At 57.9% G+C, this 26662-nt stretch carries 21 protein-coding genes and 2 pseudogenes; 14 read left to right on the top strand and 9 right to left on the bottom strand.

The annotated features are described in order from the left end of the window. Window positions 1-326: 326 nt before the first annotated feature. Genes BCCGELA001_RS30340 through BCCGELA001_RS30315 form a run of 6 tightly spaced genes read left to right on the top strand, consistent with a single transcriptional unit; the run spans window position 327 to window position 6808 of the window. Window positions 327-1676 (top strand): lysine N(6)-hydroxylase/L-ornithine N(5)-oxygenase family protein, encoded by a 1350-nt coding sequence (locus BCCGELA001_RS30340; RefSeq protein ID WP_236840782.1) that lies wholly within the window; start codon window positions 327-329, stop codon window positions 1674-1676. After that, complete coding sequence (locus tag BCCGELA001_RS30335) at window positions 1673-2953, top strand: MFS transporter (RefSeq protein WP_060736978.1); 1281 nt, start codon at window positions 1673-1675, stop codon at window positions 2951-2953. Before BCCGELA001_RS30340 ends, BCCGELA001_RS30335 begins: the two co-directional genes overlap by 4 nt. After that, window positions 2943-3722 (top strand): phytanoyl-CoA dioxygenase family protein, encoded by a 780-nt coding sequence (locus tag BCCGELA001_RS30330; protein WP_008545256.1) that lies wholly within the window; start codon window positions 2943-2945, stop codon window positions 3720-3722. The genes BCCGELA001_RS30335 and BCCGELA001_RS30330 overlap by 11 nt, the downstream gene beginning before the upstream one ends. A gap of 33 nt (window positions 3723-3755) precedes the next feature. Then, the gene (locus tag BCCGELA001_RS30325) at window positions 3756-4076 is read left to right on the top strand and encodes a cupin domain-containing protein (RefSeq protein WP_236840912.1); all 321 of its coding nucleotides are present in this window, start codon (window positions 3756-3758) and stop codon (window positions 4074-4076) included. 1 nt (window position 4077) lies between these two features. Continuing rightward, window positions 4078-5646 (top strand): class I tRNA ligase family protein, encoded by a 1569-nt coding sequence (locus BCCGELA001_RS30320; protein WP_083543457.1) that lies wholly within the window; start codon window positions 4078-4080, stop codon window positions 5644-5646. After that, window positions 5579-6808: an aminotransferase-like domain-containing protein gene (locus tag BCCGELA001_RS30315; protein WP_236840781.1), complete on the top strand. Its 1230-nt coding sequence runs from the start codon at window positions 5579-5581 to the stop codon at window positions 6806-6808. The genes BCCGELA001_RS30320 and BCCGELA001_RS30315 overlap by 68 nt, the downstream gene beginning before the upstream one ends. 2127 nt (window positions 6809-8935) lie before the next feature. Here the strand turns inward: BCCGELA001_RS30315 and BCCGELA001_RS30310 are convergent. Next, window positions 8936-10918, bottom strand: coding sequence for a RiPP maturation radical SAM C-methyltransferase (locus BCCGELA001_RS30310; protein ID WP_060736976.1), 1983 nt, complete (start codon window positions 10916-10918; stop codon window positions 8936-8938). A gap of 283 nt (window positions 10919-11201) precedes the next feature. Here BCCGELA001_RS30310 and BCCGELA001_RS37595 point away from each other — a divergent pair, with 283 nt between their 5' ends. Next, entirely contained in the window at window positions 11202-11411 is a 210-nt protein-coding gene (locus tag BCCGELA001_RS37595; protein WP_144441571.1) for a hypothetical protein, read from the top strand. A gap of 205 nt (window positions 11412-11616) precedes the next feature. On the opposite strand, the gene BCCGELA001_RS36500 is transcribed toward BCCGELA001_RS37595, so the two are convergent. Both BCCGELA001_RS36500 and BCCGELA001_RS30295 read right to left on the bottom strand, forming a co-directional pair. Further along, window positions 11617-13149 carry a radical SAM family RiPP maturation amino acid epimerase gene (locus tag BCCGELA001_RS36500; RefSeq protein WP_083543456.1) on the bottom strand — a complete coding sequence of 511 codons (1533 nt, stop codon included), beginning with the start codon at window positions 13147-13149 and terminating at the stop codon, window positions 11617-11619. Between the two features lie 82 nt (window positions 13150-13231). Then, window positions 13232-13597, bottom strand: a complete 366-nt coding sequence (locus tag BCCGELA001_RS30295) for a Nif11-like leader peptide family natural product precursor (RefSeq protein ID WP_008545220.1) — start codon at window positions 13595-13597, stop codon at window positions 13232-13234. Between the two features lie 412 nt (window positions 13598-14009). Here BCCGELA001_RS30295 and BCCGELA001_RS30290 point away from each other — a divergent pair. Further along, window positions 14010-14531 (top strand): annotated as a pseudogene (locus tag BCCGELA001_RS30290) (ATPase, T2SS/T4P/T4SS family); the annotation flags it as partial. Window positions 14532-15052: 521 nt separating this feature from the next. Here the strand turns inward: BCCGELA001_RS30290 and BCCGELA001_RS39090 are convergent. Together BCCGELA001_RS39090 and BCCGELA001_RS37585 are read right to left on the bottom strand one after the other, a co-directional pair. Further along, window positions 15053-15309, bottom strand: a pseudogene (locus BCCGELA001_RS39090) (peptidase C39); the annotation flags it as partial. A 264-nt stretch (window positions 15310-15573) separates the two neighbouring features. Next, complete coding sequence (locus BCCGELA001_RS37585; RefSeq protein ID WP_144441570.1) at window positions 15574-15777, bottom strand: hypothetical protein; 204 nt, start codon at window positions 15775-15777, stop codon at window positions 15574-15576. Window positions 15778-15954: 177 nt separating this feature from the next. Here BCCGELA001_RS37585 and BCCGELA001_RS30275 point away from each other — a divergent pair, with 177 nt between their 5' ends. The 4 genes from BCCGELA001_RS30275 to BCCGELA001_RS30260 all read left to right on the top strand — a co-directional run bounded on the left by BCCGELA001_RS30275 (window position 15955) and on the right by BCCGELA001_RS30260 (window position 19635). Continuing rightward, window positions 15955-16599, top strand: coding sequence for a hypothetical protein (locus BCCGELA001_RS30275; RefSeq protein WP_008545213.1), 645 nt, complete (start codon window positions 15955-15957; stop codon window positions 16597-16599). Between the two features lie 302 nt (window positions 16600-16901). Continuing rightward, window positions 16902-17153 carry a helix-turn-helix domain-containing protein gene (locus BCCGELA001_RS30270; RefSeq protein WP_236840779.1) on the top strand — a complete coding sequence of 84 codons (252 nt, stop codon included), beginning with the start codon at window positions 16902-16904 and terminating at the stop codon, window positions 17151-17153. Next, window positions 17143-18486: a type II toxin-antitoxin system HipA family toxin gene (locus BCCGELA001_RS30265; protein ID WP_083543455.1), complete on the top strand. Its 1344-nt coding sequence runs from the start codon at window positions 17143-17145 to the stop codon at window positions 18484-18486. The genes BCCGELA001_RS30270 and BCCGELA001_RS30265 overlap by 11 nt, the downstream gene beginning before the upstream one ends. Before the next feature lie 420 nt (window positions 18487-18906). Beyond that, window positions 18907-19635: a site-specific integrase gene (locus BCCGELA001_RS30260; RefSeq protein WP_060736973.1), complete on the top strand. Its 729-nt coding sequence runs from the start codon at window positions 18907-18909 to the stop codon at window positions 19633-19635. Window positions 19636-19720: 85 nt separating this feature from the next. Here BCCGELA001_RS30260 and BCCGELA001_RS30255 read toward each other — a convergent pair whose 3' ends face one another. The 3 genes from BCCGELA001_RS30255 to BCCGELA001_RS30245 form a co-directional block, all read right to left on the bottom strand. After that, entirely contained in the window at window positions 19721-20074 is a 354-nt protein-coding gene (locus BCCGELA001_RS30255; RefSeq protein WP_008545200.1) for a hypothetical protein, read from the bottom strand. Continuing rightward, on the bottom strand, window positions 20071-20646 hold the full coding sequence (locus BCCGELA001_RS37580) for a hypothetical protein (protein WP_008545198.1): 576 nt from the start codon (window positions 20644-20646) through the stop codon (window positions 20071-20073). Before BCCGELA001_RS37580 ends, BCCGELA001_RS30255 begins: the two co-directional genes overlap by 4 nt. Window positions 20647-21749: 1103 nt before the next feature. Beyond that, the gene (locus tag BCCGELA001_RS30245; protein WP_335339432.1) at window positions 21750-22037 is read right to left on the bottom strand and encodes a helix-turn-helix domain-containing protein; all 288 of its coding nucleotides are present in this window, start codon (window positions 22035-22037) and stop codon (window positions 21750-21752) included. 637 nt (window positions 22038-22674) lie between these two features. Here BCCGELA001_RS30245 and BCCGELA001_RS30240 point away from each other — a divergent pair. Both BCCGELA001_RS30240 and BCCGELA001_RS30235 read left to right on the top strand, forming a co-directional pair. Then, a complete protein-coding gene (locus tag BCCGELA001_RS30240) occupies window positions 22675-22959 on the top strand; it encodes a hypothetical protein (RefSeq protein WP_008545191.1) in 285 nt (94 codons plus the stop codon). Window positions 22960-23224: 265 nt separating this feature from the next. After that, the gene (locus BCCGELA001_RS30235) at window positions 23225-23557 is read left to right on the top strand and encodes a hypothetical protein (RefSeq protein ID WP_060736968.1); all 333 of its coding nucleotides are present in this window, start codon (window positions 23225-23227) and stop codon (window positions 23555-23557) included. A gap of 141 nt (window positions 23558-23698) precedes the next feature. Here the strand turns inward: BCCGELA001_RS30235 and BCCGELA001_RS30230 are convergent, their stop codons facing one another. After that, window positions 23699-23911, bottom strand: a complete 213-nt coding sequence (locus BCCGELA001_RS30230) for a hypothetical protein (protein WP_060737937.1) — start codon at window positions 23909-23911, stop codon at window positions 23699-23701. Window positions 23912-26662 lie beyond the last annotated feature (2751 nt).

The following is a 26662-nucleotide window of genomic DNA, read 5'->3' as shown; positions in this document are numbered from 1 at the left end:
CCGCACGAAACGCTGTGCGTCGGCATGTTCTTCTGTCCAACAAGGCGCAGTCGAGATTTTGTCGCTGGCACGGCGGTTGCTAATGAGCAGAGACCGCCGGGTGGGGACGGGGAAGATGGTTGCAAGCGGACTTTGCACCGATGAGATGGTCGCCGATTCCAGCAGACGGGTTGCACGACGCGGCTATTGCGGATGCGCAATCCATCACGTCTCCTGCGGCTACAGGCCAAGCCGCTGCCCCGACCCAAGTCACAAAAGCGTGCCTCAGTCATGAAGGGCAGAATCCGGACCCAGACAGAATCTGCGCGAGCCCCGAGACCAAAAACTTGCGCGAGCTCAAAGAGACTTCTGTGGAAATGCTGGATGTTATTGGAATTGGGATCGGCCCATTTAACCTCAGTCTTGCAGCGCTTATTGAACCAACTCCGCTCCGTGCACTTTTTCTAGACAAGCGAGACACATTTTTCTGGCATCCAGGGCTTAGGCTGCCGAACAGTCGCCTACAGGTGTCGCCGCTCAAGGATTGCGTGACCCTGGTCGATCCTACGAGCCCACACTCATTTCTCAACTATTTGGCACTGCATGGCCGGCTCTACAGCTTTGTCAACAAGCGCAATGCTTCAACGTCTCGGCAGGAGTTCATCGAGTATTACCGGTGGGTCGCAGGGCGGCTCAATACTCTCCGGTTCTCAGAGGACGTCACAAATGTTGTTCCGTTCAGGGATGGCTATCGTATCAGCACGAATGCAACCACATTTCTGACGCGTGCTATCGTTGTGGGCGTTGGCGTAGAGCCCAAAATCCCCGACTGTGCCAGATCTTTGTCATCTGAAACCGTCTACCATGCGGCCGATTATCTCGATCGGCAGCTACCGCATGCAGCTGAGCATGTGCTCGTAGTGGGAGGCGGTCAGAGCGGGGCTGAGATTATCGAGGACATTCTTGGTCGTTCTGTATCCACCCAGATTACATGGGTAACGTCGCGCTCAAACTTGTTCTCCATGGACGACAACAGCTTTGTGAATGAGGCTTACACGCCGGCCTATAGCCGCCGCTTTCACGCTTTGCCGCTTCAGCAACGCCGGGACATAGTCGAGGGCGAGATGCTTACGAGCGACGGCATTTCTGCCGATTTATGCAACCGGCTTTATGAGATGCTGTACGATCGCAGCGTGGATCGCACGCTGGCCGACCGTTTTCGTGTGTTGTCCAGCGCAGTGGTGAAAGACATCACGTCCCACAACAAGCGCTGGCGAGTGGATCTAGATGAGATTGCAACGCAACGAAGTAGCAGCGTTGTCGTCGATCGTATAGTGCTTGCTACAGGGTTCCAGCCACGTATGCCGCCTTTCTTGGAGGCCCTCCTCGAGGGGGCGTGTAAGGAAGGTGGGCTACCCGTGCTGGGGCCGGACTACGCAGTCCGCTTCGGTCGGCACATGCCAGGACCAATATACCTACAAAATCAGAGCCGCGTGCAACACGGATTACAGAGCGCCAACCTATCTTTGGTCGCGTACCGCAACAGCCAAATTATCAACAGCCTCCTCGGCCGACCGTTCTATTTGAATACATCCGACAGGCAGATGATTCTGGGGTGCGCACCTTTGGATACCTCTAAACGAGACGCCGGTGTAGTTGCGATGCAATCAACCCGACACGTATTGGGTGGCACATGAACGGTGGCTCTGCCTCGCCGCTGCGAGGCCGCACTGCGGATGGAACGGTCATCACCGCGGAGCTGCTTTCGAGCACGCTCGACTACCGCGCCTTTGTCCCATTTTTGATTGCCTCCACTGTCGTAGCAGCAGCTTACGGCACTAGTTTTCTATTGCCGGACTACATGGATGCGCTTGAAACGGACAGTCGTGCCGCGGGTCATATCATTTCCAGTGGCATGGCTACGACTCTCGTTTGCTGTTACTTGGCAGGGTGGCTGTCAAGGCGGATAGGCCTATTACCCACGTTGACCGTCGCATCGCTGTTTATGGCGTTAGCCATGCTGGCCTTTGCCGGCGCTACCATCGATACGCGAGCAGCGTATGGTGGAGGACTCCTGGTGGGCGCTGCTTGGTCCGTGTTCTTCATTCTGGCGCCGCTGCAGCTCATCCGCCATCTGCGGCCGTCAGCACGTATTCAGTATTTGACGTTTTTATCGGGGTCACAAATGGCTGGGCTTGGCCTAGCTGCCCCACTTGGTCACTTGCTCGCAAGATACACTGGTTCGTTGGCCACGATCTACACGGTGCTTGCGATTGCGTGCCTGCTCGCCGCCGTCTGCGTAGACCTTACCAGACGCGCGATGTCGAGGCTATCTGCCCAGGCTATGCCCGATATCGCAATTACACTAGCCGCTACCACGACACTGCTTCAGAAATGCACGGCACTCCCCGTCGCCATGATTGCGATTTCAGCCTGCATATTCGCGGGGCTGTCCACATATCAGAGCGCGTATTCCGCATCTCATCACTTGAATTCCGATCTGTTCTTTCTCGTTTTTACTTCAACGAGCGTGGTGCTGCGCTTCTCAGTCGCTCACCTCATAGGCAGCCTGCCGTTACGCCGACTGGCGTTCGCTCTCATCCTAATGACCGCTGCCTCCCTAGTGCTGTTCCTTCTCAACGGTGGCAGCACCTCGCTCTATATTGTAGCTACCGTCCTTTTTGCCGCCGGCTACGGGTTAAGTTATTCAACCTTGAACACGATAGCGGTCAATCTCGCCGGCGAGCACGGCGTCTCCGTGCCTACGACCTCGCAGATCTTTACCCTCGCATACTTCCTCGGTCTCTTCGGCTTTCCCATGGTCGGAGGGCAGCTGGTCCTTGGATTCGGCCCTGACGTGATGTTGCTGAGCTTATTGGGCGCGACCGCTTTAAATGCAGTGCTAGCAACCCGCCTCGAACAAAGAACAACCGATCCGTCTCATCTTAGGAAGGAGCTCACACATGCTGACTGAGGCGCAACAATCGAAATGGCATCACGATGGATACCTTCGATTGGCAAAGTTCTTCAATCCAGCCACCCGCAACAAGATTTCTCGTTACGTTGAGGAAGTTGCACGTTGGGATGTAAGCTCCGACAAGTGGATGTTGTGGTTCGAGAAGACGAGTGACAGCCGGAAGATTATCTCCAAGGCCGAGAACTTCTTAGACTACCATGCCCCTCTACGGGAGGCGCTTCTAGCAGATGGCCGCATTCGTACGGCGGTCGAGACACTCTTGAATGAGAAGACACGGATGTTGAAGGAACTCCTGATCTTCAAGTATCCGGACAGCGGCGGATACCGCCCTCATCAGGACATCTATCATGTCCCACACAAGATACCCGAACGCATGGTCCACGCAATTGCATCAATTGCCGTGGACGACTCCGACCCGGGTAACGGTGGGCTGTTTTTCACGCCAGCTCGCCACAAGGAAGGAATGTTGCCGATGGATGCTGGCGGCGTGCTTGCCCCAGAGATCGCCGAGACCTTCACATGGGAGCCGGTGCGATTGAAAGCTGGCGACGTTTTGATTTTCGACGATTATGCGCCCCATTACTCCTTGCCAAACAAGAGCGATCGGTCTCGCCGCGCGATTCACTTGGTATTCCAGCGCGCATCCACTGGAGGTCCGACCCGCGCCGAGTACAACCGCATGAAGCGCGCCTACAACCCACCAGAGGACGCTGTGGCGGATCTTGAAAACCTAAAGCGTCCCAATGGCATATTCTATCGCAATTGATAGCCACGTCCGAGGATGACCAGCGTGTACACGATGCGGGCCGACCATTCTCTAATGCGAACCGAATACGGCGTTCTGGTCTGGCGCCTTTTGGAGCATCTCCCGGAGGGGATCAGCACAGCATTTGGGGCTTCAATCGTGGAACTCGCTCCAGGCGATGCGGTCGACCCGCACGATCATCAGGAGCACGAACTGTGGCTGCTGATCTCTGGACGGGGAGAATTCGAAGTCGACGGTCAGGTCCGCGATGTCAGCGAAACGACCTTGTGTTACATGTCGCCACACCAGACGCACACTATCCGCAATATCAGCCAAGACAGCGCTCTCAAATTTATCTCGATTTGGTGGGATTGACGTGCGCACCTATTTTGTCTGTCCCGCGCCGCCTTGTCCTAACGGCAAACTACATCTCGGCCACATCGGCGGTGTGTATTTACTCGCGGATATTTTCGTTCGCTTTCAACGCATGGCTGGCCATCGGGCCTACTACATCACTGGCTCGGACGAGCACGGCACACATACGCTCGAAGCGGCACGAAGGCTCGGCCGATCCTTTGGCGAGGTCGCAGAACAATATGTTCAGCAGATCTTGGAGTGCCTGCGCGCCGTGCAAATTACGCCTGATGTGTTCGTGCGAACGTCTAGCGCAATTCACAAGGAAAATGCGCTAGCGATATTTCGCGAGCTGCAAGTGGCCGGCTACGTCGACGTGCGGCCAGGCGTCCAACTGTATTGCGAACATTGCAATGAGCTCGTTGCGGACTCGCTTGCAACTGGTCGATGCCCGGCTTGCTCATCGCCTTGCGATAGCAACCTGTGTGAGAACTGTGGGCTGGCTCTTCAGCACGACACAATCCGTGAAGCACGGCACGCACGCTGTGGCCGCGATCTTGTGCTAAGACCCATCGCGCAGGCCATGTTCGATATGCCACGTCTCGCTGGCCAACTAGACGAAGCCCTTGGAGAGTGCGCATGGTCCGAGCCGATACGCTCCAAGGCGCGTGCTTGGCTACGCCGCGAAGTCGGTGGTTTGCCGATGACTCGCCATTTTAAGCACGGAGTGGAGATCAAAGAGCCTGAGTCTCTGGTCGGCCAAACGCTGCTTCCATGGTTTGAGGGCCTCTGGTGCTTCGACACCGGAATTCGCGAGCTATGCACCCGCTCAGGTCTGGATGCGAACGCGACGTTGCACGACGAGAACAGCGAGCTTCTCTTCTTTATGGGACAAGATAATCGCTTCTATTACACGCTGGGTGTGGCCGGCGCTCAGCTCGCGCGCGGTTACCCAATTCCAAAAAATAACTCCGTTCAAGATTTCTACAAGCTTGAGGGCGAGAAGTTTTCCACCAGTCGTGATCATGCTCTTTGGGCCGATGAGGTGGCGCGCGCGGTGGGCCCAAACGTACTCCGTTATGCACTGGCACGGGTGGCCAAGCCGTTTGGAACCGACGCAAACCATTTCGATCTCGATGTGCTCATGTCGGCAGCCTCACGCATTCGGGTCTGGGAGGATGCGTTACGGCGATGTGCAGAAAGCGCAGGCACCGCAGAGAGCACCGAACTCTCCCCGAAATGCCGCCGCTTCGCTGATGATTACGCCGACGCGGTCACCGCCCTTCGCTTCTGGGATGCCCTTGATATCATCGAGAGGTATTTCGAGCTAGTTGGCTTCTCAAATGCAGAGAATGAGACATGGAATTCTGTCCAGATCTCGCTGTTCCTGAGCTTACTCTATCCCGTAATACCTGAGCTCGCGATGGGCTACGGCCGGCACTACTTTGGCGAGGCGTGGGCGCCGTCCCTCGAGAGGTCAGCTGTAGCAGCCCAGCCAAGGGCGTCGGTGGACCTGCCTCATTTTGGCGCGCCAATACCTGCAAGCTTTGCCTTGGAGTACAAAAAGCGCTTTCGCCAAGGAAAAATTTGACAATCATGAAGGTCCGAATGACGAAGCTATGAATATGCGCATTTCAAAACGGAGCGCTCTCGCTCGAGGTTTCGCGCCGTTCGACGTCTCAAGTGCGAGGAAGGGTATTAATTTCGGTTACGCGCTGCCCGACCCGGTAATGTTCGCAGAACTGCCGTGGCCCGACGCGTTCGACGGACGGACAGGCGTGGCTTCCGCCGATCTGCCGCAGTATACGGATTCGGCGGGCTTGCCCGAACTTCGTACAAAGCTGGCACTGAGGTACGGTGTGGGGCGTGACCAAGTTATGCTGACGGGAGGGGCTTCACAGGCCCTGCAATTGCTTGCCGATGGCTGGATTGACCCCGGTGATGTGGTCCTGACGGAGGACCCCTCTTACTTGGGTGCACTGCGTATGTTTTCGATCGCGGGCGCAACCGTGGTCCAGCTAGGTATGGCCGCAGAGGGTGTGGATCTGAACGAGGTGGAGGCAATCCTGCAGACCAGCACCCGGGTGAAGCTTTTTTACACGATGCCGGCATTTCATAATCCAACCGGGCACCGGATGTCGTACGACTATGTGGCCAAACTGGCGGCACTGCTAGCCCGCAGTGGCGCTCTCTTGGTGCAGGATCTTGTGTATTCTGAGTTGCCTTATAACGGTCCAGCGCATTGGTTGGCGCCGGGCAACAACGTGGTCAATGTCCATAGCATCTCAAAAATTGCCGGACCGGGACTTCGGGTGGGCTGGGTGCTTGCGGAGTCTGACATCATCAACGGGCTTGCACACCTCAAACGCGACGGTGGCGTAAGTCCCCTTCTCAGTAATGTCGTTTTGGGATTGTTGAAATCGAGCGCGCTCGACTCGCACATAACTCGCTTGCGCGAGCACTACCGAGCGAAGCGTGACGGCGTACATAGGTTGTTGCAGCGAAGCCGGATTTGCGAGCCGGGGTACAGGGTGCCAAGCGGGGGCTTCTCGTTCTGGGTTCGGCTTACCGCGGGTACCGATCCGGAGAGGTTTATTGAAGCTGCAAGCCACGAGCACGACGTGCACCTTATAAATGGTCGGAGCTATGGCCCACGAAGTGGCCGTCACGTCCGCTTGTGTTTCAGCTATCTTCCAATGTCACTCATCGAGCGGGGGCTCGATCGCTTGGATGATTTGCATTCGAACCTCTAGACGCGCGTTTCAGCAGAGTGTGCCCATTTGAGACGTGGTCGCAGGTCCTGCTCTCAGCGCCGTCTGAAGGTTGAAGGTGATGAACCGCACGCCTCTGAGCTTTCCGTGGCTGCGGCGGCACCTGATGAACCGACCCAGCGAACAAATCACGAGGGACGCCAAGCGCCTTCCAGCTCTTGCTCACGGCTCACGTGCGACTGCTGCTTACGCGCTGGACCTCGCGGGTCCGCAAAACTCTCTTGCGGAAAAGATTCAATGTTGCGGCGACGTTCCGTTCTGTCGCTCTATATGTTGGTATTGCGGCTTCCATACGAGCCTTACTCGCCTGGCCGACGTCGTCGGAAAGCCCCAGCAGCTCCTTACCGCATATAATGCGATCGGCATCCGGCCGCGAAAGCAGCAACGACGCTGTCACGTGCGTTAGGAAATCGCGACCATGTGGAGCGGGTCCACCAACCCGGAAGTGCTTTGACTGATCAGAAGAACTGGGCTTTTCGATTCCGCAGCGCCCGCCCAACGTCCGGCCTCTGCTCCTTGTACAAAGCCCGTATGCCCGCAAATAGTACATCCAAGCAGTAATCCGCATACTCATGCAGGACATAAAATTGGTTTTCAGTAGCAGTCGCTTCTTTTCTAAGAACAATTGCCCCGTTTTTCGAACTCGAATCGTGTGTGCAAATGTCGCAGCGAGAAATCCTCCGCCTTCTCCCATTGGCGGCTGCACAACGAAGTAGATCAACCGCTTCGAAGGTTCATTTCCGACTGATTTGGTTGTCGGCGATGAACCTCTATCTTGCGATACGTATTTGGGGGTGGCAGCCCCTGAAACTGATAGACTCTAACGACCTCACGATGAGGCTGTGTAATCATCGTCCACGCAGTGTGCTCTGCGCGTACTATCGAGCCATCAGTTGGAGAAATGAACTCCGCTCGTCCGCCTCTTGAGAGGGGGCTCACGGTTCGCGGAAGCTGGTTGGCTGTTACGGGCGCTACCGAATAGTTTGTCGAACAGTCCCATCCGTGCTGTTCCGTTCTTGTGCCGCTATAACACAGGTCATGGTGTTTAAGGATTACTAGGACGAGGGCCGCGGGAAGGTCGAATCTGCTATCGGTCGATCCTGAGCTTGTTTTTCTCGTCTACGGCGTTATTGCTTCCTGCGGAGTGTTTCGACTACTTCTTCTTTGGTGTGCGATCTCCTGTTGGGCGCAACGGAGCGAGTGGGGCAGGTTCGGATTGCTCCGCTGCCAATTTTCGCTTCATTTCTCGATCGTCAGCAACATACTTTTCTAGTTCGTCTATACGCTCGTCAAAACGTCTACTGCTCGGGCGAGGAAGCCTAAATGGCTCGGGGGGCACCGGCCCTGGCTCTGGATTGGTCGGCTGCAATCGGCTCCTCTCTGCGACTAGCAGCGATTGGAGCTTCGTTTCTGGTAGTCTCTCGACCGACAGGGAAGAGACGGGTCACTCCCAAGGAAACCTCAACACTCATGCCGCGAACAGTCATGCCGCGAAGCGGCAATGCAGTTACGCCATTCAACCACCGCGAAACTTCGTCGTAGGAAATATCGCATTGGGGCTTCTGCGCTAAAGTCAGCTTCTGCAAGAAGTGCCTTCGTCACTAGCCTTCAATTCGTCCAACGTTCGCGCCGATGATAACGGCCTAGCGTGATCGACCTCCCATTGCCGATAATTGTCCCAGCCCATTGCTCTCCGAAACTGCCCAGCGATGTCATCGCGCAATTCGAACGATGAATCCGACGCGGAGGACCCGAAGACGGTTGGCCGCCGGCAGCAGCCGGAGCTGGCTCGTGGCGGCGTTACAGTGTCTCGCTAAGGTAGCCCGACGGATCGGGATGAGATGTGATCATATAGGATAAGTATCCTCAGACATCTGGGGCGATCGATCTTACGCCTTTGCATAAGCTTTATCGGCTCCACTAGTAGGTTGGCGCGATTATCGCCTCCGCTTCGGTCAGATATCTCAAACCATATATGTTGGAGCTTGGGGCTCCGCGCCGTTCATTGTGCTCACAGGCGCGGGCGAACAATGCGACAAGACTGGTGCGAGCGCCAAGAAAGAGACCGGCGACGGGTGAGACCTTGCGATGTGCACACCGCAGTGTTTCTTATTCGCGCGGCGGGGCCGCTGGTGTGGAGCGTCGGTCGAGATAGCCACCAGGAAACGCTGTCGGGGGAAGGATTGGCGTATATGGATGCCATAACGCGAGCCCAACCAGTCGCGCGTCAAGCCGTACGATCAGTTTGCGGGCGATCATGTTAGCTATTGCCGCCTCAATCTCACCTTGCATTACATTCGCGGCGCCCAGCCGTTCCCGCAGGCGGGTTTCAGGCGACCCTTCGTCCGCGGCCAGAAGAATTTCTCGCTCGATCCCTCTGACGCGGTGTTCGCGCTGGACTGCTACGGCTCGCGTGTCCTCGACTATGATTTCGTCGCCGTTGTCCTGCATCGACAGCATAGACAAAGTCGGCCCGCTCCAGGCTTTCAGCCAGGCATCGATGCCCTTGACGACGGCATTTAGTCCCGGGCGGCCGTGAGCGTCGCGCACTGTGAAATGGCCGCCGACACCGTTGTACTCGCTGTCTTCGAAGTAGTATACCTGATCCGAGAGATCGCGCTCCGACAACGGATAGACGTAGCGATAGGGGGCGGCGGGGAGCAGCTTCAGTCCATGTTTCTCGGCTGTGTGATGATAAGGGCTGTAGCGCTGGTATCTCAAGCGTACCGCAGGTCCCGGCTGCAGATGATGCAGCAACGGCAACCAAGAGGCCATTTCCGCATACCATACATCACTCTCGCCGGGAAAGCCCCACAATAAACTCCAACTGACCCGCACGCCGTACTGACGGCACCACTTCAAGAGAAGAACATTGTGCGCTGAGGTCGTTCCTTTGCGCATCAGCTTCAAAACACGAGTATCCAGGCTCTCAATACCCGGTTGAATCCAGCGGACGCCGGCAGCAGCTAGCTTCTCCACTTCGTGGCGCTTCAGATTGGCTTTGACCTCAAAGAAGATCGCGAGCTTCTCGGGTAGCGCGGTGAGGTGAGGCAGCGCGTTTTCGAGGTAGTCAATGGCCATAATATTGTCCACAGCTTCGATGCGAGACGAGCCGTAGCGCGCCGACATCTCAATCATCTCCGCTGCGGCCTGCCCCGCGGGCTTCTGGCGATAGGTCATCGATCCGCCGTTCAGTCCGCAAAACATGCAATGACTGCGCTCGCCCCACCAGCAGCCGCGAGAGAACTCCATCGGCAGCCCGACATGGATGCGATCGGCGTAGAGCGATGCCTCGACCTCCGCAAAATAGTCCGAGAAATCCGGCAGCGGCAGGTCACGCATGCTCTCGATCACTGCGCGGGGCACCAAGTCGCGCGTCAACGCCGCGGGATAGCTGGCCTCGCGATGCGCCGGACCGAAAACGCCAAATGGCAGGTCAGCAGGCGGAATGTCTCTGCCGCGATTGAGGATGTCCCAACACAGCGGGCCGATCAGTGCGTCGGCCTCGCCCGACACGACATAGTCGACCCATGGGAAACGCGCGTGAGTGCTCCACCCCATTACCGACTCGCAGTTTGCTCCACCCATGAGGGTGACAAGATCAGGTGAGCGCTCGCTCAGCCGGCGCAGCAACGCGAGCGATGGGACATGCTGGGTGAAGGTCGAGCTGCACCCGACCATAGCCGGCCGCTTCTCCAGTATCTTGTCAGCCGTCCAGTCGATAAACCCGCCGATAAGCGAGCGCAGCCTGAGGAAATTCGCACGACGTTCGGCCAAACCACTGCCTGCGCGTATCGGGTTGCGCTTGAAATAGAGGTCGAGGAAGGCGTTTTGTTCGCGTTCGAAGCCGGGAAAAGCAATGCCCGCGAACAGCCAATCAACCAGTGCCTCCTCTGGCGGGCAATTCTCAAGAGGTCCATAGTCGGCGATGCCTATGTATTCTAAAAACCAGATGTTGGCATAAGCTATGGTGGATTGCATTCCAGCCTGGGTCAGCGCTGATTTCAGCAGACCAAGCGCCAGCGACGGCCTTTCGACTGCCGACACAGGCATGTTGACTAGGACGATTGGTACATCGATACTCATAATCATACCACGTTATTCATGATGTGCGCACAGGTGCGTTCGCCCTGCCATGGTCTCACGCGACGGACGGCAAAGTGAACTTCTGCGCAATCCCTGACTGGAGACGTGAACATGAAGTCGACTAATTCCTAGTGCGCAGCCCGCTTCGAGCTACGATTTCCGCGCCACGTTCGTTGCCGGGCGATTGGACCGCATGAACAAGCAGAGAGTGTTGGAGCCGAGCGGTGAATAATTGCCTACCCGCAGCTCGGTCTTGAGATTGAGCGGCGCCACGCTGGAGTGCGACTCGTTGTTTTTCATCATCGATGAACGGATTGAAGTCGTCATTCACATGGACCTATCAAAGTTTCAGGTGCGTCGTCGTTCGCTACCAGGATCACCGCCAATGCAAGTTGCAATGGCGCGCCACAAGAGCGACGACCTCTCCGGAACCAGCGGCACTGTCGTCTGGCAGAACCATTTGATTGACGACTGGACGGGGCAAGCCATTCTTGACTGAACAGCGTGCGTCCAGTCGTGCACCGCTGATGCACGCAAATGAGGGCTTGGCTCGAAGCCGCAAGCGCGGAAGTCCCACTGGGCTTCTGTGGTCACGCCGGTTGTGCACGCCACGAAGCCACGGACCGTGGATGCGGAGCGGCTTGTCATCGCGCTCAGCACTGTTGGATGTGGGATGCTGCCGTAGCTTGAGGCTAAGTAGTACCTCAATGCGAATCGGCACAGTCTGCACCCGTGCGGGAGCCCGCGTGTTTGACTCCTTCGAGGCGGCTCGTCGTCCAGTCACCGGTCTGCCAGATGAAGCGATCGTCGAGGTCTTCTTCGATCAGGCCGGCCCCGTACAACTGATCAAGCAAGTCGGCGACCCCAAGGAGGGTCTTTCCGTCAGCTGCGGCCCGAATAACCAGCTCCGACATTGTGCAGTTGCCGTCCGCGATCAAACGGCCAACGGAAATCGGGGCGATGTCGTCGAGAACGCGGTGTTCTATGTTGCGTGAGCGAAGATGAAAGTACCGGTTCCCTGCCTCGTATTGCAGGTCGCTGCGGAAGCGGATTGGCAGATCATGGGCTGGGCTCTCGAGCATATGCTGTTCGATCATGCTCTGCAGCCCGCCCCGGAACCCGTCAGGCGTGCTGAAGAAGCGTTCGCCCAGAATGCGGTACCCGAGAGGCCAGCGCTCGCTACCCGGCACCGGAGTCACCAGTCGTAAACGCCCCTGCCGCATATTTACGAGGAAGCCGGAAACACAGGCGATTGTCGTGTGACTGCGTTCCAGAAAGGCGATTGCACGGTCCTTGTTAGCGCCCCTGAGCTTCTCCTTCCGCTCGCGTGCGCGCCCGGCCATGGCCTTTGCCGTCAGCGCCTCGTTGCCCTGCAGGATGAGTTCGACTCCTAGCAACTCCTCAGGCGAAAACGCCGTGTGAATCTGATTGAGATGTGCCGTACTCAGCACGGAGAAACGATTCGTCGTCGTGCGATATAGATTGAAGAGCCCGAGCACGCGGCTGGTGAGTGCCCGATCCTTGAGTGGGGCTGCCGTTGTTGTTTGTGGTAACGCCCCCGTAATCTGATAGTAGTCGAACAGAAAGCGGTCGTAGTGTGGGTTGTCCATAGGATCTGTGGCCCAGTAGCAGAAGCCCGTGCGGACTGCCGAACCAAACATTTCGCTCGCGACACCAACCACGCCCCGCCAAAGCGCTGCATGCTCTTTGCTATAGTCGTAATAGCCTTTGAAGCGATCGGCCGAGAGGCCGCAGAACCAACAGCCAACGGTGCAGCCTTCGCTTAGCTCGAAAGCGATTATGGGGTGCGTGAGCGCCGCCGCCGACACGCCCAATTGGTCATTGCAGCGCCGGATTTGCCTTTCGCGCCAAGCATGAAAGCGAGGATTGATCGTTGACATCTCGCCTTCGTCGCGCAAGAGGTCGCGGTGACGCATCATCTCGCGGAGGTACTCATCCCACATGACAGCCAGCGGCCACGGCGCAGACTCTGGCTTGAAGCGGTATCGTTGGTAGCCACCGCGCCAGAGCGGCAGCACCTCCGTCGGATCCACTTTGATCCCGTACCGCTCTGTTACCGCTCGAGGCGTGGCGGTTGCCTCCGCAAGCGCCCTGCGGAACTCCACGTCACCGACTAAGCGCTCCATGAAGCGTTTGAGGTGCGACAGGGTGCGCAGTTGCTCCGGGGTGCGTAGGTCAAAAATCTGTCGGTAGTGTTCGGCGGCAGCGTGTGTCATTTGACGAGGCTTACTTCATGTTCTCATCGAACTTCATCGCTTGCTTCAGCAACCAGCCGATGCGGTCAGAGCGAAGGGCAGGTCAGACCTCGGCCGCGACCGCAACAATAACAACCACAACAACTGCAACGGGCTCAACTGCCGTGGCGTGGTCAGAGGCCGGTTCCGCGGCTTGCGCGCCGCTCGTGGCCACCTGCGCAAGGGCCTGCACAGCGCCGGTCGAGATCGGATCACTCGAATAAAAAGTGCCACCGGCGAGCCGTTTAGTCGTCAGCTTCTGTCGGGCTCGAATGCAGCTTTTAGCTTCATCAAGTGTGAAGCTGTAGCCGAGGCTCTTTCCGATCGCGACAATCGATGCAAGGCCGGTAGCGATCGGTTTTATGCGTTCAAGCAGGCCACCCTCGTTCCCGAGATCGTTGACGAATCGCTCTACGTCAGTTCGCGACACAGCGAGTCTCCCTGCCTTTGCTCAAAGTCGCCAAATCATCCATCACGGGCTCACAAGTGCCGACGCTGTCAACAAGGCAAGCGGCGTGCCGAATTGAAGATTGCTGATTTTCGCTTTTTCTGACCGTGCGTATCGTCCACTTAGTGACATTTCGTTGCCGAACTGACAATCGACCCACTCCGCGGGACGAGGTTTTCGTTGTCGGTATGCAACGCAGCGGCTTTGGGGCGATATCAAAGCGCGGGAACCGAGTTCGAAAGTTGCTGATCGTCGGTGCGACCTTGATCATCAAGTCGCTTGACGAGGCTTGAAAGCCCCGCTCTGGATTCATGCCGGGACGCGATGACCCCACCAGAGCTGGCGCGAGAAGGTCCATGGCCGCATCCAGTCGAGGCAGGTTTTTTTCCGCTGCTTGACGGCGGGAAAAGCAGACGTGCTCCACGAAGCCGTCCGCCCGCAGGAACATCCTGGTGGCCGGCGGCGCCTTGACCGGCAAGACCACCCTGACGAACGCATTGCTGGCCGAGAGATCGCCGGCACCGCCGATCGCGTGTTCCTAATCGAGGATACGTGTGAGCTGCAATGCCGCGCGCGGAACCCGGTCGCTCTGCGCACCAAGGAACGTTGCGTCGCGACCCTGTCTGATCTGGTCCGCTCGCCCCTGTGCCTCAACCGAATTCAAATTGGCGAAGTCCGCAGCAGCGAAGCCTTGGAGCTGCTCAAAGCCTGGGGCATGGGGCATCCCGGCGGAACCGGAATGATTCACGCCGGCTCGGCGCTGGGCGTGCTTCGCCGCCTCGAGCAGCTCATCCAGGAAGCCCTCCTCACCGTTCTCAAAGCGCTGATCGCCGAGACCATCGATCTCGTCGCGGTGCTGCGCGGCCGCGCCTCACTGACTATTTTCTCGAACCGGAGCGGGCATCAATCCACGTGATAGCCGAGCTGCGGGGCGACCAGTTCAGAATGCCCGCCATGGAGCCGCTAGATCGAAGAAGGATATTTTCGGCTGCGAAACTTCGCAACGGTTTATCGGCGCGCCCTACATCCGCTGAAACAGGAGCTAGGAATGGACAAGGTCGTGCATTACGTAGTCAGCCGACTTCCGGTGATCGGCGCCGACCCGGCGGTGATCAACTACAATCGGATTGGTCGCCTTCGTTTCGCCCCTCAGGCGGGCGCATGACGCCGAGATGAAACGCCTGGCCGGGTAGATCAATGGACCATCCATGCGCTCGACGTCCTGCTTTGCCTTCCGCACATCCTCGAACCGGGCGACTGGGTCGAATATCGCTCGGCGCCGGCAATGATGGGCGCGATTTCGACCTGGAGACCAACCTGCCGGTCGCCGAGCTCAAAAATTCATTCGATGGCCGGGCGGCGCGGAGTCGATCCGTGAGATCCCGTGTTCAAGGATTAGCTGCTGCCGTTGCCGCCGCCAGGGTGATTCACGAGCGCCTAACTGAATCCGCTCTGCGCCCGCCACAAGCGAGCGTAAGCGCCTTCAGCCGTCAACAGATCAGCATGCCTTCCCTCCGCAACAACACGTCCCTTATCCAACACGACGATCTTATCGGCTCCGCAAATCGTGTTGGTCGATGAGAGATAACCACGATGATCTTGCCGGCCAGACGCAGTTCCTCAATCGCCCGTATGACAAATGCCTCGGCGACGGAGTCGAGAGAGGCGTTCGCCTCGTCGAGGATTAAGACCTCTGATCGCGGTTGGGCGGCCACAACGTCCCTCGGGGCCACCGAGCTTACAAGAAAATGGCACCTCGCGCACGAACCTGCGCGGGAGCAATATCTGCTGGTTACGGGTGGCGGTCCCAGGATCATGGAATGCCAAGACCATAGAAGATGTGACACCAATGATCTTCTTTGGCGCGGACGGATATTGGCGCGCAGGCAACCGACGCTCGCGACGGGCATCGAGGCGTGAGGTGTGTTCACCGGTGCGCGTCCTAGCCTGCCGGCCCATCAGAACAGCGCTCCTTGCACTGGCGGACGCTCTGCAGCGGCAGCCAAGCGGCCGAGGTGCTCGACTGTCTCGCCAATGATCTGCTCGCGGTCGACGTCAATCAGCAGCAAGCCGTCATCACCGCCAGCGGGATCATAAATCACGAAGTCTCGGCCCAAGGCGGCATGTCGCGATGGCGACGAGGCGCACGCCAGCGGGTACATCCTCCGCCGCCTTGAACTCGGCCTCAGGTGGCGACCTTGTACCCAGCCGCTGCCAAGAGTTGTTTGCGCGTCACGCCAAGGCGCCTTCCGTGGCGGAGAGAGCGGCTAAGCTGATCTCGCAGAAGCTGCGGGGGCCCACGCAATGGCCGCGGCTTTCGCCTCGTCAGATGAAGCCTTGTGCCCACCGCGCTGGATTTGGTCGCGACCGTAATCATGATCAACGGACACATGCCAGCACCATCCGCGATTGCGGTCGGATTGATCCGTGGCGGCAAGGCGCATGGTCGCGATCTCCGACTCGAAAGAACTTCCCACGGGCCTCGCGGTCCATCTGATGAGCGCCTTTCCAGCGGCGCCGCCGATGGCATCAAGGACGCCGAATTGACCTGGCTCGGCCCTGGCGAGTTCGACGCGCCCAGTCGGGGTAATTTCAATCTGGCCAGGATCAACGCGCCGCGCGAGCCCGCGGTTAACGAGAACGCGTTCCGGAGTGCAATCACCGTCGTCCCGTCGGCCGCGTGCGAGGCTATTGACCGCCTTGACCAGCAGGTTGCGATCGTTCTTGACATGCTGATCGAGCAACACAAAACGAGACTTCGCGCGGTCGACCCGGAACACACCGACGTATTCCCAGCCCAAGCAACCATGGTGCCTTTGGCTCGGAGCCGTGTTCAGGTCATCCTTGAGTTGGCGCAGGGCGCGAGCGGGTCCGCTCCATGGCGGCGTCCGCCGCCTCCGTTTTCGGCGCCCGCGCGACTGCTGTCGACGAAGCACTCAAGAGTCTGCGAGGTTAGCTTACGGGTCTCCAGTCCGCCGCAGTGACGCGTGAGGCGGGCACATCGAACGCGATGGTCCCGCTGATGATCAAACAATTGATTAGGCTGGGAAATTGACGATATTGGTGCCTTTAGGCGCCACTATCTAAGTTTGTGGTAGGTTAAGGCGCCAAGCGCTTGCAAAACATGACGGCGAGCTTTATAAAAGATGGGGACCATAAGGCGCCAAAAAGCCTTTTAAGGGAGCCTTAAGACGCCATGCCTCCTCGTAGCCAGTTAATCAGCGCGCCCCCTTCAGCCGTTCAGGATGCGATCAGGCGCCTGGGGAACAACCTTCGGACCGCACGCTTGCGCCGCAACCTGAGCCATGCGGAGGTGGCTGCCAAGCTGGGGGTAGACCGTCACGTCATCGCGGACGCCGAAAACGGTAAATTGAGCACCAGTGCCGGCGTGTATGTCGGCATGCTGTGGGCGATGAACCTGCTCGCGTCGCTGGCTGACGTTGCCAACCCGAAGAACGATGAGGAGGGGCTTGCTCTGAGCGGCCTCGATGAGCGCGAACGTGCGCGACAGGGGGGAGGACCAAGCAATGCCTTCTGAGGAGTGTTTCGTCTACATCACGCTGCCCGGCCAGACCGAGCCGGTTACAGCGGGGCGGTACCAGCTCGACACGACACGCCAAGGTGCTGCCGTTGGACAATTCGTCTATGGCCGCAGCTACCTTGAGCGAAAGGATCGCGTCGAGTTCGACCCGGTTGAGCTCAAGATTCAAGTCCCCCCGTTCCGGACAATGAAGCTGCGCGGCAATTTTGGAGCGCTGCGGGACAGCTCTCCCGACGCCTGGGGCCGGAAGCTGATCGAAACTCGTTTGGGCGATCCCTCGCCGAACGAAATTCAATACCTACTCAATTCACCCGATGATCGCGCCGGCGCCTTGGGCTTCGGTCTTAACGTGCAACCGCCGGCACCTGTTCGTGCGTTCAACAAAACGCTGGATTTGGCGCGGTTGATCGAAGTGGCTGAACAGATCGTCTCCGCTGAAAAGGATCCAGCAGCACCAGCACCAGCAGGTGCTGACGCCGAACAGGCTGAGGCGTTGATGCGCGCGGGCACCTCGATGGGAGGCGCACGGCCGAAGGCTACCGTCGAGGACGAGGATGCGCTTTGGCTCGCGAAATTCCCGCATCGCGATGATCGATGGAACACCCCCCGGGTCGAACACGCCATGCTGACCCTTGCTCGCGAGTGCGGCATCTCGTGCGCGGAGAGCCAAATGACTACGATCGGCGACAAGGATGTTGTCTTGATCAAGCGGTTCGATCGGAATAAGGCCGACAAAGGCTACCTCCGCAGCAGGATGGTGAGCGCCTTGACGCTGCTCGATGCCGATGACACGCCCGATACGGTCGATAAGCGCCAAAAATGGTCGTATCTTCTGCTGGCCGACGAAATCCGACGAGCCGCATCCGGAAGTCAGTCGAAGGATCTGCCAGAGCTGTTTCGGCGGGTGTGCTTCAATGCTCTCATCTCCAACACCGACGATCATCCACGCAACCATGCCATTTTGGCAAAGGATTCGGCCTGGTCGCTGTCACCGGCATACGACCTCACGCCGAACCCGATGATTGCCTTGGAACGCCGAGATCTGGCGATGGCTTTTGGCAACTGGGGACGATACGCCAACCGGCTTAATTTGCTGTCGCAATGCGAACGTTTTCTCTTGTCCAAAGAAGACGCGACGGCAATCGTCGACGGCATGAAAGCGATCATCAGGGAATCCTGGTATCGGGTCTGCCGGCAGGTTGGCGTCAGCGAGCGGGACTGCGAATTGATCCGCACCGCGTTCGTTTACGAAGGCTTCGGTTACAATTTGGCGGATCCGACGATCGCACCCGACGATGCCGAAGATCTGCCAACAACCCGTCCACGCTAAGCGAACGGAGGCGTTTTGCGAATTCCGTCGTCTCAGAGGCTCGTGCAGATACTTTTCGAGCTCGAAGCCGCGGACTCGGGCTTCTGGAAGGTTCTGAAGGGAGCCGCCGAAAATCATCGCGCCCTGGCCGAGCCTAATGTTGAACGGGATCGCTCCGCTGAAAAAGTCCTCGAAGGAACTCAGAGATGAGCAGCCTTCCGGCCCTTGGCAAGGCCTGCACCCTCCCGGCCACCATCGCTCCCGAGTTGGCCGCCGCCGTCGCATTCGCGAAGGCTGAGAAGGCGCCAGCAACCCGCAAAGCCTATGAGACCGACTTCCGCCTATTCCGCGCCTGGTGCCGAGGCAAGGGGTGTTGGCTCGCTCCCAGCGAGCCCCGAGACGCTCGCCGCATATCTGGCGTACGGTGCAGCCGCAGGCGCCATGGTCTCGACACTCAGCCGGCGCGTGGCAGCGGTCCGCTACGCCCACAAGCTGGCCTCCCTGCTAGCCCCGAGTGACGCTGAGGCCGTCAAAGTCACGCTCCGAGGCATCCGGCGCACCCTTGGCGCCGCCAAGGTTAAGGAAGCGCCTGCCATTGTGACGCGCATTAAGGCCATGGTCGAGACTTGCCCCGACACTCTGACGGGCAAGCGCGACCGCGCACTGCTGCTGTTGGGCTTCGGGGGCGCTTTCCGCCGTTCCGAGCTCGTCGCGCTCGACGTGGAGCATTTGGAGGTTGCCGCAGAAGGGCTGCGAGTCTTCATCGCACGCTCGAAGACCGATCAGGACGCCGAAAGGCACATATATAGCCATCGCCCGGGGATCCGTCGCTTGTCCCGTCGCCGCTGTCCGGAATTGGCTCGATGCTTCCGGCATCACCTCTGGCCCCGTTTTTCGACCGATCAACAAAGCCGGAACGGTGAGCAGAGTGCGGCTCACGGATCGATCAGCCGCCAACATCGTCAAAGTCCATGCTTGCCGAGCGGCCTGGATGAAAGGCAGTTTTCCGGCCACTCGCTCGGGCGAGGCTTCCTTACGTCCGCGGCTGCCGCCGGGAAGTCGATCTTCCGCATGATGGATGTCAGCCGGCACAAGTCAGTCGAGACGCTGCGCGGCTACGTCCAAGAGGCGGAGCTCTTCAGGAACCATGCTGGCGCTGGCCTTCTCTAGGTGACCTGAGAGGCTCTTGCACTTCATCGGAATGGCGCGCGCCTATTTTTTCAGATTGCGCGAGTGACCCGTTAGGGAGCGGCGCTCACAACGATTCTGCTGATCCATCGAAGAGTGCGAGAACCTGGGTCTTGCGGTCTTCCTCGTCGAAAGCGTCGTTTGTTTGGAGTAGCCGACTCCCGAGCTCCTTCGGCCACTGCAGGCGAGCGAAGGATTCAATAACAGCCTCACGACCTTCTTCAGCGAACCGAGTGATCAACGCCTCACGGTTCTCGTTGCCAACTGTGTTGGCGATGATGAGCGCGGCTGCGGCGCATAGCTCAACTCTACCGTCTTTTAGCCGACGAAGAGGGCTTTGCGGAACCCTATCTTGTTGGCGTATGAGAGCCGCTGCAGCCTCGCGCGCCGCCTTCGGTACACTCTCGATCTGGTTTGTCACGATTGCAACCTCATCGCTTTTCCGCAAACTTTATCAAGAAGCTTGTAAATTTCAATTTCGTCGGGCTTCCTGAATTTTTCCAAGTCCCGAAGAAGCACACAGAGGTGCCGGTATGGCGGCGAACCTAGCTTCCGACGATTTGCCGTCTTCATGATTCCATCAATGTCAGGTTCGAGCGGAAACTCCTTCGTCTCGCCTCGAAAACCCTGCCGCAGGAGATGTATGTATGCTTGAAACGCATGGCAGTTAAGGACTCCCAACAAATAAAACTCCGCTACACCGCCGATTTCCTCAACGGAAAGCATCCCTCGTTCATAATAATCACCCAAAACGTTGAGCTGGCTCAGAAGCGCGTCGACCATGCCCTCCTCTTGCGTGCCCCAAAAATGGCGAGGATGCCATCGTCGAGTTCCTGCTTTTCTCATTCGGTTCTCATCTTCGAGTGCTTTCTCGCGATCGGCTGGCGGAAGCGCATCAAGCTTGTCGAAGAGCCCATTTGGATAATTGTAAAAGAGTTCATACCAAGTTCTGAATGCCTCATCTGAGAATAGGCGGCCCAGATAGTCCTTCATCTGGTCAGCTTGTTTTATGATTGAGGTCAGCCACGCTTGGTAAGCGCCTAGCAGAATAGCCGGAACACCAAGGTAAAAGGTTGGACTGCGTAGGGCAGGGCTGTCGGAGAAAAATCGGCTCGCATATGCGCAACCTATTCCGATGGAAAATAGTATGAGATACACAACTATGGGATGATGAATCGCTTCTCGTCTCAACGCTCTGACAAATAGGCGACTCCTGTAATCTAAGCTTGACGACCGAGCGGGCCTGACCGTCGAGATAGTCTCGGCGAAATGATCAATGGCTTGTCGGTACTCACTCTGATTGCTGGAAACCAAGTTGGACCTCCAATAAGCCTCTTTGAACCGACCACGCAGGAGTAGCTCTCGAGCGATCTATCGAAAAGATGAGGTGCGCTATCTTCCTAGGCGCGCACTACCTCGGAGCAATCCGATAAGGCCAGCCTTTAACCTGACCGATAATGCCAAGGTTGAACAGAACTTCTACCCGATATTCCGAGCCCTCCTTTTGAGCTGACCGTTTAGGGGTTGGCATACCTACCCTTGGAGAAAATTGTGAGCAGTCCAGACATTGGCAAGAAGCCGATGGATATGCTGGTGTGTCAATAGTGCACACGGCAACCCTCACTGCATACTGATTTCGGTCGTTGAAGAACGGTTGATAAAGCTCAGTTGCCTCGGGCAATCCGGCAAACGCCGTCGCCTCAGCGCGTTCGCACTGATACAGGCCCGCTGTCTTACTTCCTGCAAAGCTAGTTGCTCTCAGCTGCATCGATCAAAAGCTGATCCGTGGGCGGTGGATCTTGATCGTATCCCATCAATCACGCTGGCCTGCCCGAACCAAGTTGCCCGGATAGACTGAGACGGTCGGCAGAACGGAAATTGCCAATGCCAGCCCGAAAGTTCGAATTATTTCGATTTTCACAATGATTTTTTCGACCTTCAAAATAGGCGAATCCCGCCCTTTTGGGCAAAACAATTTCCTCTTTTAAAGCGTGTGTAAGTTCGTCCGATTTATCCAGTCGCTGGAAATGCCCTTTTGGGGCTCGCAAGTCGAAAGGCTGGGGCCCCAAAAGGGCGGGGTACTTCCGAATAAAAAATTAGCGCTTCCGCTTCTTCATCCGGACGCCGGCACCGCCTCCGTTCTCTGGAATGAACTCGACGCCAGCCCTTTCGAGGGCCTTGGCTATCGCCTCGATGGTTTCTTCTGCGACCTTGATTGGACCGCCTGCTTCGGCGCGCTTCAACGTGGGCACAGATACACCCGCAGCCTCAGCTACCTCGGGCTGAGACAAGCCGGTCAGGGCGCGCGCCGCTCTAAGTTGAGAAAAATCCACCAAACGTCTTGATCCTTTTAGATCATTTTTTGTATGATCCTTTTGTATCAAAACTGATTTCTGAAAGCAACCCAGATGAGCAAAAACACCCTCCCGGTGAACGGCGGAGCCACGCCTTTAACCTCCCTCACCATCCGCAATCTTATCGATGAAGAAACCGGCCAAGTGAAAGTGTGGGTCCTCAAGGGGCTCGCTCGCCGTGAGGCAATACGGACTTGGTAGATTACCCCCCGGTCGCTGCGAGCCGCAGTCCGCACGCTGGCCGACACGATCCCCGAAATGCAGTGCGCTTGGCGTCAGCGCCACGGCTTGCCCGCCGCGATGACTACCATGATCCAATATGGCACTGCGTGCGATGGCGTACGTCGCTCGGCTTTCTGACGATGGCGCCGACACTTACCCAATTGCTGGCGGTCTCCAACCTGCTTACGGCGGCCGAAAGCGCCGTTCATTCGGGGCAGCTCTCTGAGCGGCAGCAAACGGCGCTTACGATGGCAATCGACCTCACGTCAAAGGCTTTCAGCTCAGCGTCCAGCCGTCGCGTTGATGCGGCGAGGCGCTCAACGAGCCGGGAAGGAGGTGAAGCACACTAGGGCGTCCCTCGCGACCACCGGGCGAGGGCGGAACCATACCGCTCGGCTGCAAGCGAGTAGTTGCGTACATCACTCCTCACATTGCGAGAGACGACATGAGCAACGCGGTAAGGACCGCGCGGCAACGGGCAACTGCGGCCCGTTCAGCAGCCGGCAATGATCCGACTGATTTCAAGATGCTTACGATTGAGCCGCCCCCGGGGCGCGCAACCATCTGGAGCGGCCACGCCGTTTTCGGAGGCCGCACCTACGAATGGTTCTATCAAATCGACCAGGACCACTTCTGGGCGCGAGCTGAAACGCCGGTAAATTGCGGCTTTTGGTGCAACGTTAAGACAACCCTCGCCTTCAAGGTTCTGTCTCTGGGGAGGATGCGATGAAGTCCGCCCCGAGTTGCGAACGTGCGGCCAATCTTCGGCGGCAAGCTAAGAAGCGCGCGTCAGCCCTCAGCCAGCTCCGGCAGCTTCGCAGCCAAGCCCGCGTCGAAATCGAGAGGCTGATTGGCTTTCTCGATGCCTCCGACCCCTACGTCACTACTGAGCGCGAGGACGAGGCCGACGCGGGCCCGTGCGACACCGACGAACTGGAACAGGATCTGGCATCGCCAGACCCCAGAACCGGCTTCGACTATCTCGGTCGATCTCCGTGGATGACAAGGAGCTTCGATCAAAGCCGCTTTCGGGCGAAGACGTCGAGGCCGACGACAGCGACGACGAACCCTCACTCGGCAGCCTTGAGCGCCACCCCAGCCTCTACGAGGTGGTAGACGGTCGCAACTGGACCGGAGATCAGACCGCGTGGGCCGCAGGCGGCGCGCAGGACCTGGAGGACGAGCACGACGGCGCCGAACCAGGGGAGGACGAAGAGCCCTCGCTCGGCTGGACAACCAGTGGCGTCTTGGGCACATGCCTCACCGATCGCGAGCAAGACGATTGCGACCGGGAGGACAGCGAGCCGTTGCTGAGCGAATGCGTTTGATGCGTGCGATATGGGCGCTCCAGCGGCTTAGGTGGCGCACTGGTGGGCTGAGCGTCGTGCGATCTGGCGATTCGAAGCCCGGTCGCTGTCTTCAAGCTACCCCTCCCGCCGGCTCGCAACGTCGGCGGGAATTTTTCTTGATTAGGCCTCTTGGCAGGCAATGTCGAAGCTATCGCACACGAGTGCGAATGAGGCTTTCGCTTCAGCGTCTTCAAAGCAAAACTTGGTGCCGACTTCCGCACGATCGGTCCACCAATTTACGTTGGCCGCTTTTGCGATGCGTGCAGCTTCCCCCCTCAGCAGGTCCAATTGTTTCCCAGCGGCACGTACAATCAGGCAATATTCCTTGGGCACGATATTGTCCTCCGTGCAGAGCAACGAAGGCCGCAGCAGGGATGCTGCTACGGCCAACGCGACGGCCAAAAAATTCCGAGTGAAATATTTAAGTGAACTATGATCCAGCCCCGGTACATCTACCAAAGCATCGCATTGTTTCAGGCGTGTTTCGTCGCGAACGGAAATGTCGTTCCTTTCGAGGAACTTAAGCAGTGTGGCAATTGTGTTTGGTCGACGAGGGAAGGCCCGCCGCGGGGCTGGCTAGCTGGCGGGCCCTCTCCCCCGAGCACAAAGCCGCGAAGATCCCCACGGCCCGTCCACATGCACGTTATGACAGGAATCAAAGCAATTTAAATTGCCCCTTGGGACAGTTGCAGAGCTCTGCTCAAAGATTCCACTTGCAATTGAGCCCGTCTATTGCCCTGATACCGAAATTGGAGACTATTTATTAAATAGTTCGGGGTTGCGTTGCGATGAGTATTCTCGATCGTGCTGCCGCTTTGCATTTACGTGTGGCTTTTCTTGAACATCAATTTGCTGAACTGGGTGTCCTGCGAAGCCGATTAGCCCAAGCTCAGCTGCGACGTTCGGGGTTAAGGCCGGATCGCTGCGCTTCCCACAAACTCGGTCGACGCCGCAAGTGTAGGTAGCTTTCAGCACAACCAACTCCGAGTTGCCATTTGCCCCACATAGCCTCAAGCTAATGGGCAAATCGTGAATTGGGGGATTCATGGAACGGAAGCCGTTTGAGACCATGTCTCTCGAAGAGCTGTGGCAACTTCACACGGTCGTCAATGACGTTCTCGCCGCGAGACTTGTGGCCAAGAAAGAAGAGCTTGAAGGACGATTAGATCTGCTCAATGGGGATGACAAGCCTCCCCGTGATCACGCTCACTAGCCTCTGTGCTAGCACTCGTAGTGCCGCGCCGATCGTGCGGAACGTCGCGGCATCGGCCGCAGGATCTGTCTCAGGGCAGCGCCTGCTGCCGGTTGTTCTTGGTCCGATCTCTTCGATGGGCCGTACTGTGCGCATTTGACCATCGGTGACCTCGTTTGTTCTTGGGGCCGCGGTTTGCAACCGAACCGGCACAGGTGCATTGTTCCCTCATCACCGGCTTCGGCACTGTCCGTAGGCGTCGGTGGCTGAGAGACCGAGCGTGCTCCCGCCTGCTAGGCAGAGGAGCGGCTGATGTCCAAGCCGACCATCCACGAACATATCGATTTGCGGCTGCGTATTGCTTCTAGAGAGACGCGGAGCTTATCGCCCGGACGCGCGAGCTGATCGCACGCTCCAAGGAGTTGCTGCGCCAGCCGGCGCCGTCAACCTTCCTCGGCAGGCTCGCTAAAGGCAGACAACGATAACCGCGGCTCGGATTGTGGAAGAGACCTAACTCAGTTTATTAGCTTCAATTATCATTTGTTGTAAGGTCCCCACTTGAATCGGGACCGCACGATATGAGCAACGAAGCTGAAACTGCGACCCGCAAGCCCTCTTGTGCCGATTGCCACACGCCGATGACGTTCCGGGCCAGCTTGTTTGACCCCAAGAAGGGCGGATACGTGCGAGTCTACGATTGGCTGACCTGCAAGCGGCTTCACTGGAAAAAGTAAAGGCCCGCCGGCCGCCAGGAACGACTCGCGGACCAAGACGATTTAGCTTTCGGTCTGTGGCGCGAGGATCAACCCAGCTTCGCGACATCCACCCGGGGCGGCCCATCGTTCGAACGCGCGTTTGGCGATGGGCCGGTTCTCGCAAGGCGCAGCCTCTTTTTCTAGGAACACATCGCAAGCGACCGGTTTGGTGCTGTGCTCCGGCAGTATCCCCCTCTGCGTGTCGGAGCGTTTAAACGGTCCCAGCCGCCGCCAAGTGCTGGGGCCGCTTTCTTTGGCAGGGCCCCGAGGAACAGTAATCGCACAAGGGAATCGTATTACAGCCTTCCTCACCCGAGGGGACTGCAATATGCGATATGTTGCGTACGCGGTCGACTTGTACGGCGTCGCTCGCGCAGTTTATGAGATAGATTGCCAGACCGACAAAAACGCCCAGGCCAGAGCCGAAAAGTTCTTGGAGGCCATCCAGCCGTGGAGTTATGGGACGGTCCACGCAGGGTTGCACGGCTCGTGGTGAACAGGGCCAATGAACCCGGTAAATCGCGGCGAACGTCAGTGCAATCGCGGACTGAAGAGGGCAGCCCGTAGCGCTGACGGATCGGAACACTTTGCGAGCGAAGTCAGCAAGTGAGCACTTGTTCAGCTCGATCGCTGTAGACCGGCCGCATGGGCGGTCCGATCAGTGCTTAGCTCACTTCGAATCAACCGATTCTCCTGCATTGCGCATATCTGATGACCTCCGTGGACACCCCAGAGCCGCGATTCAGGATTCGCCTCCGAGCGTGACCTCCGAAACTTGGTCACGTCTAACATCATTCGGAGAAACGCTATGACGGCTTGTTCGATGTGTCCGCATCCTGAAGATTGCGCAGTAATTGGTGAGTGCCTGGACAAGATCAACGCTCGCGCTCCTCGTCACTCAGTGGAATACATGACGCCAACTCAGGTGGCTGCCTGCATGGCGGCGTTAAAGGCGGGAAAATCGCAACGCACGATCACGAGTATCGGCGGCGCAATTGTTTCTTATAAGAAGCTGCAGAAGCACATAGCGAGATACCCTTTGTGGGGCGCTAAAGCGCTCAAGCTATTCGAGACCAATCGCAAGTCAGCGGACAAACGAAAAGGCAAAAATCGACGCACGCCCGAAATTGAGTCTAG

The sequence above is a fragment of the Bradyrhizobium sp. CCGE-LA001 genome, assembly GCF_000296215.2.
Lineage (GTDB): Bacteria > Pseudomonadota > Alphaproteobacteria > Rhizobiales > Xanthobacteraceae > Bradyrhizobium.
The sequence above is the reverse complement of the archived record's forward strand: the minus strand, read 5'-3'. Positions and strand labels throughout refer to the sequence as shown.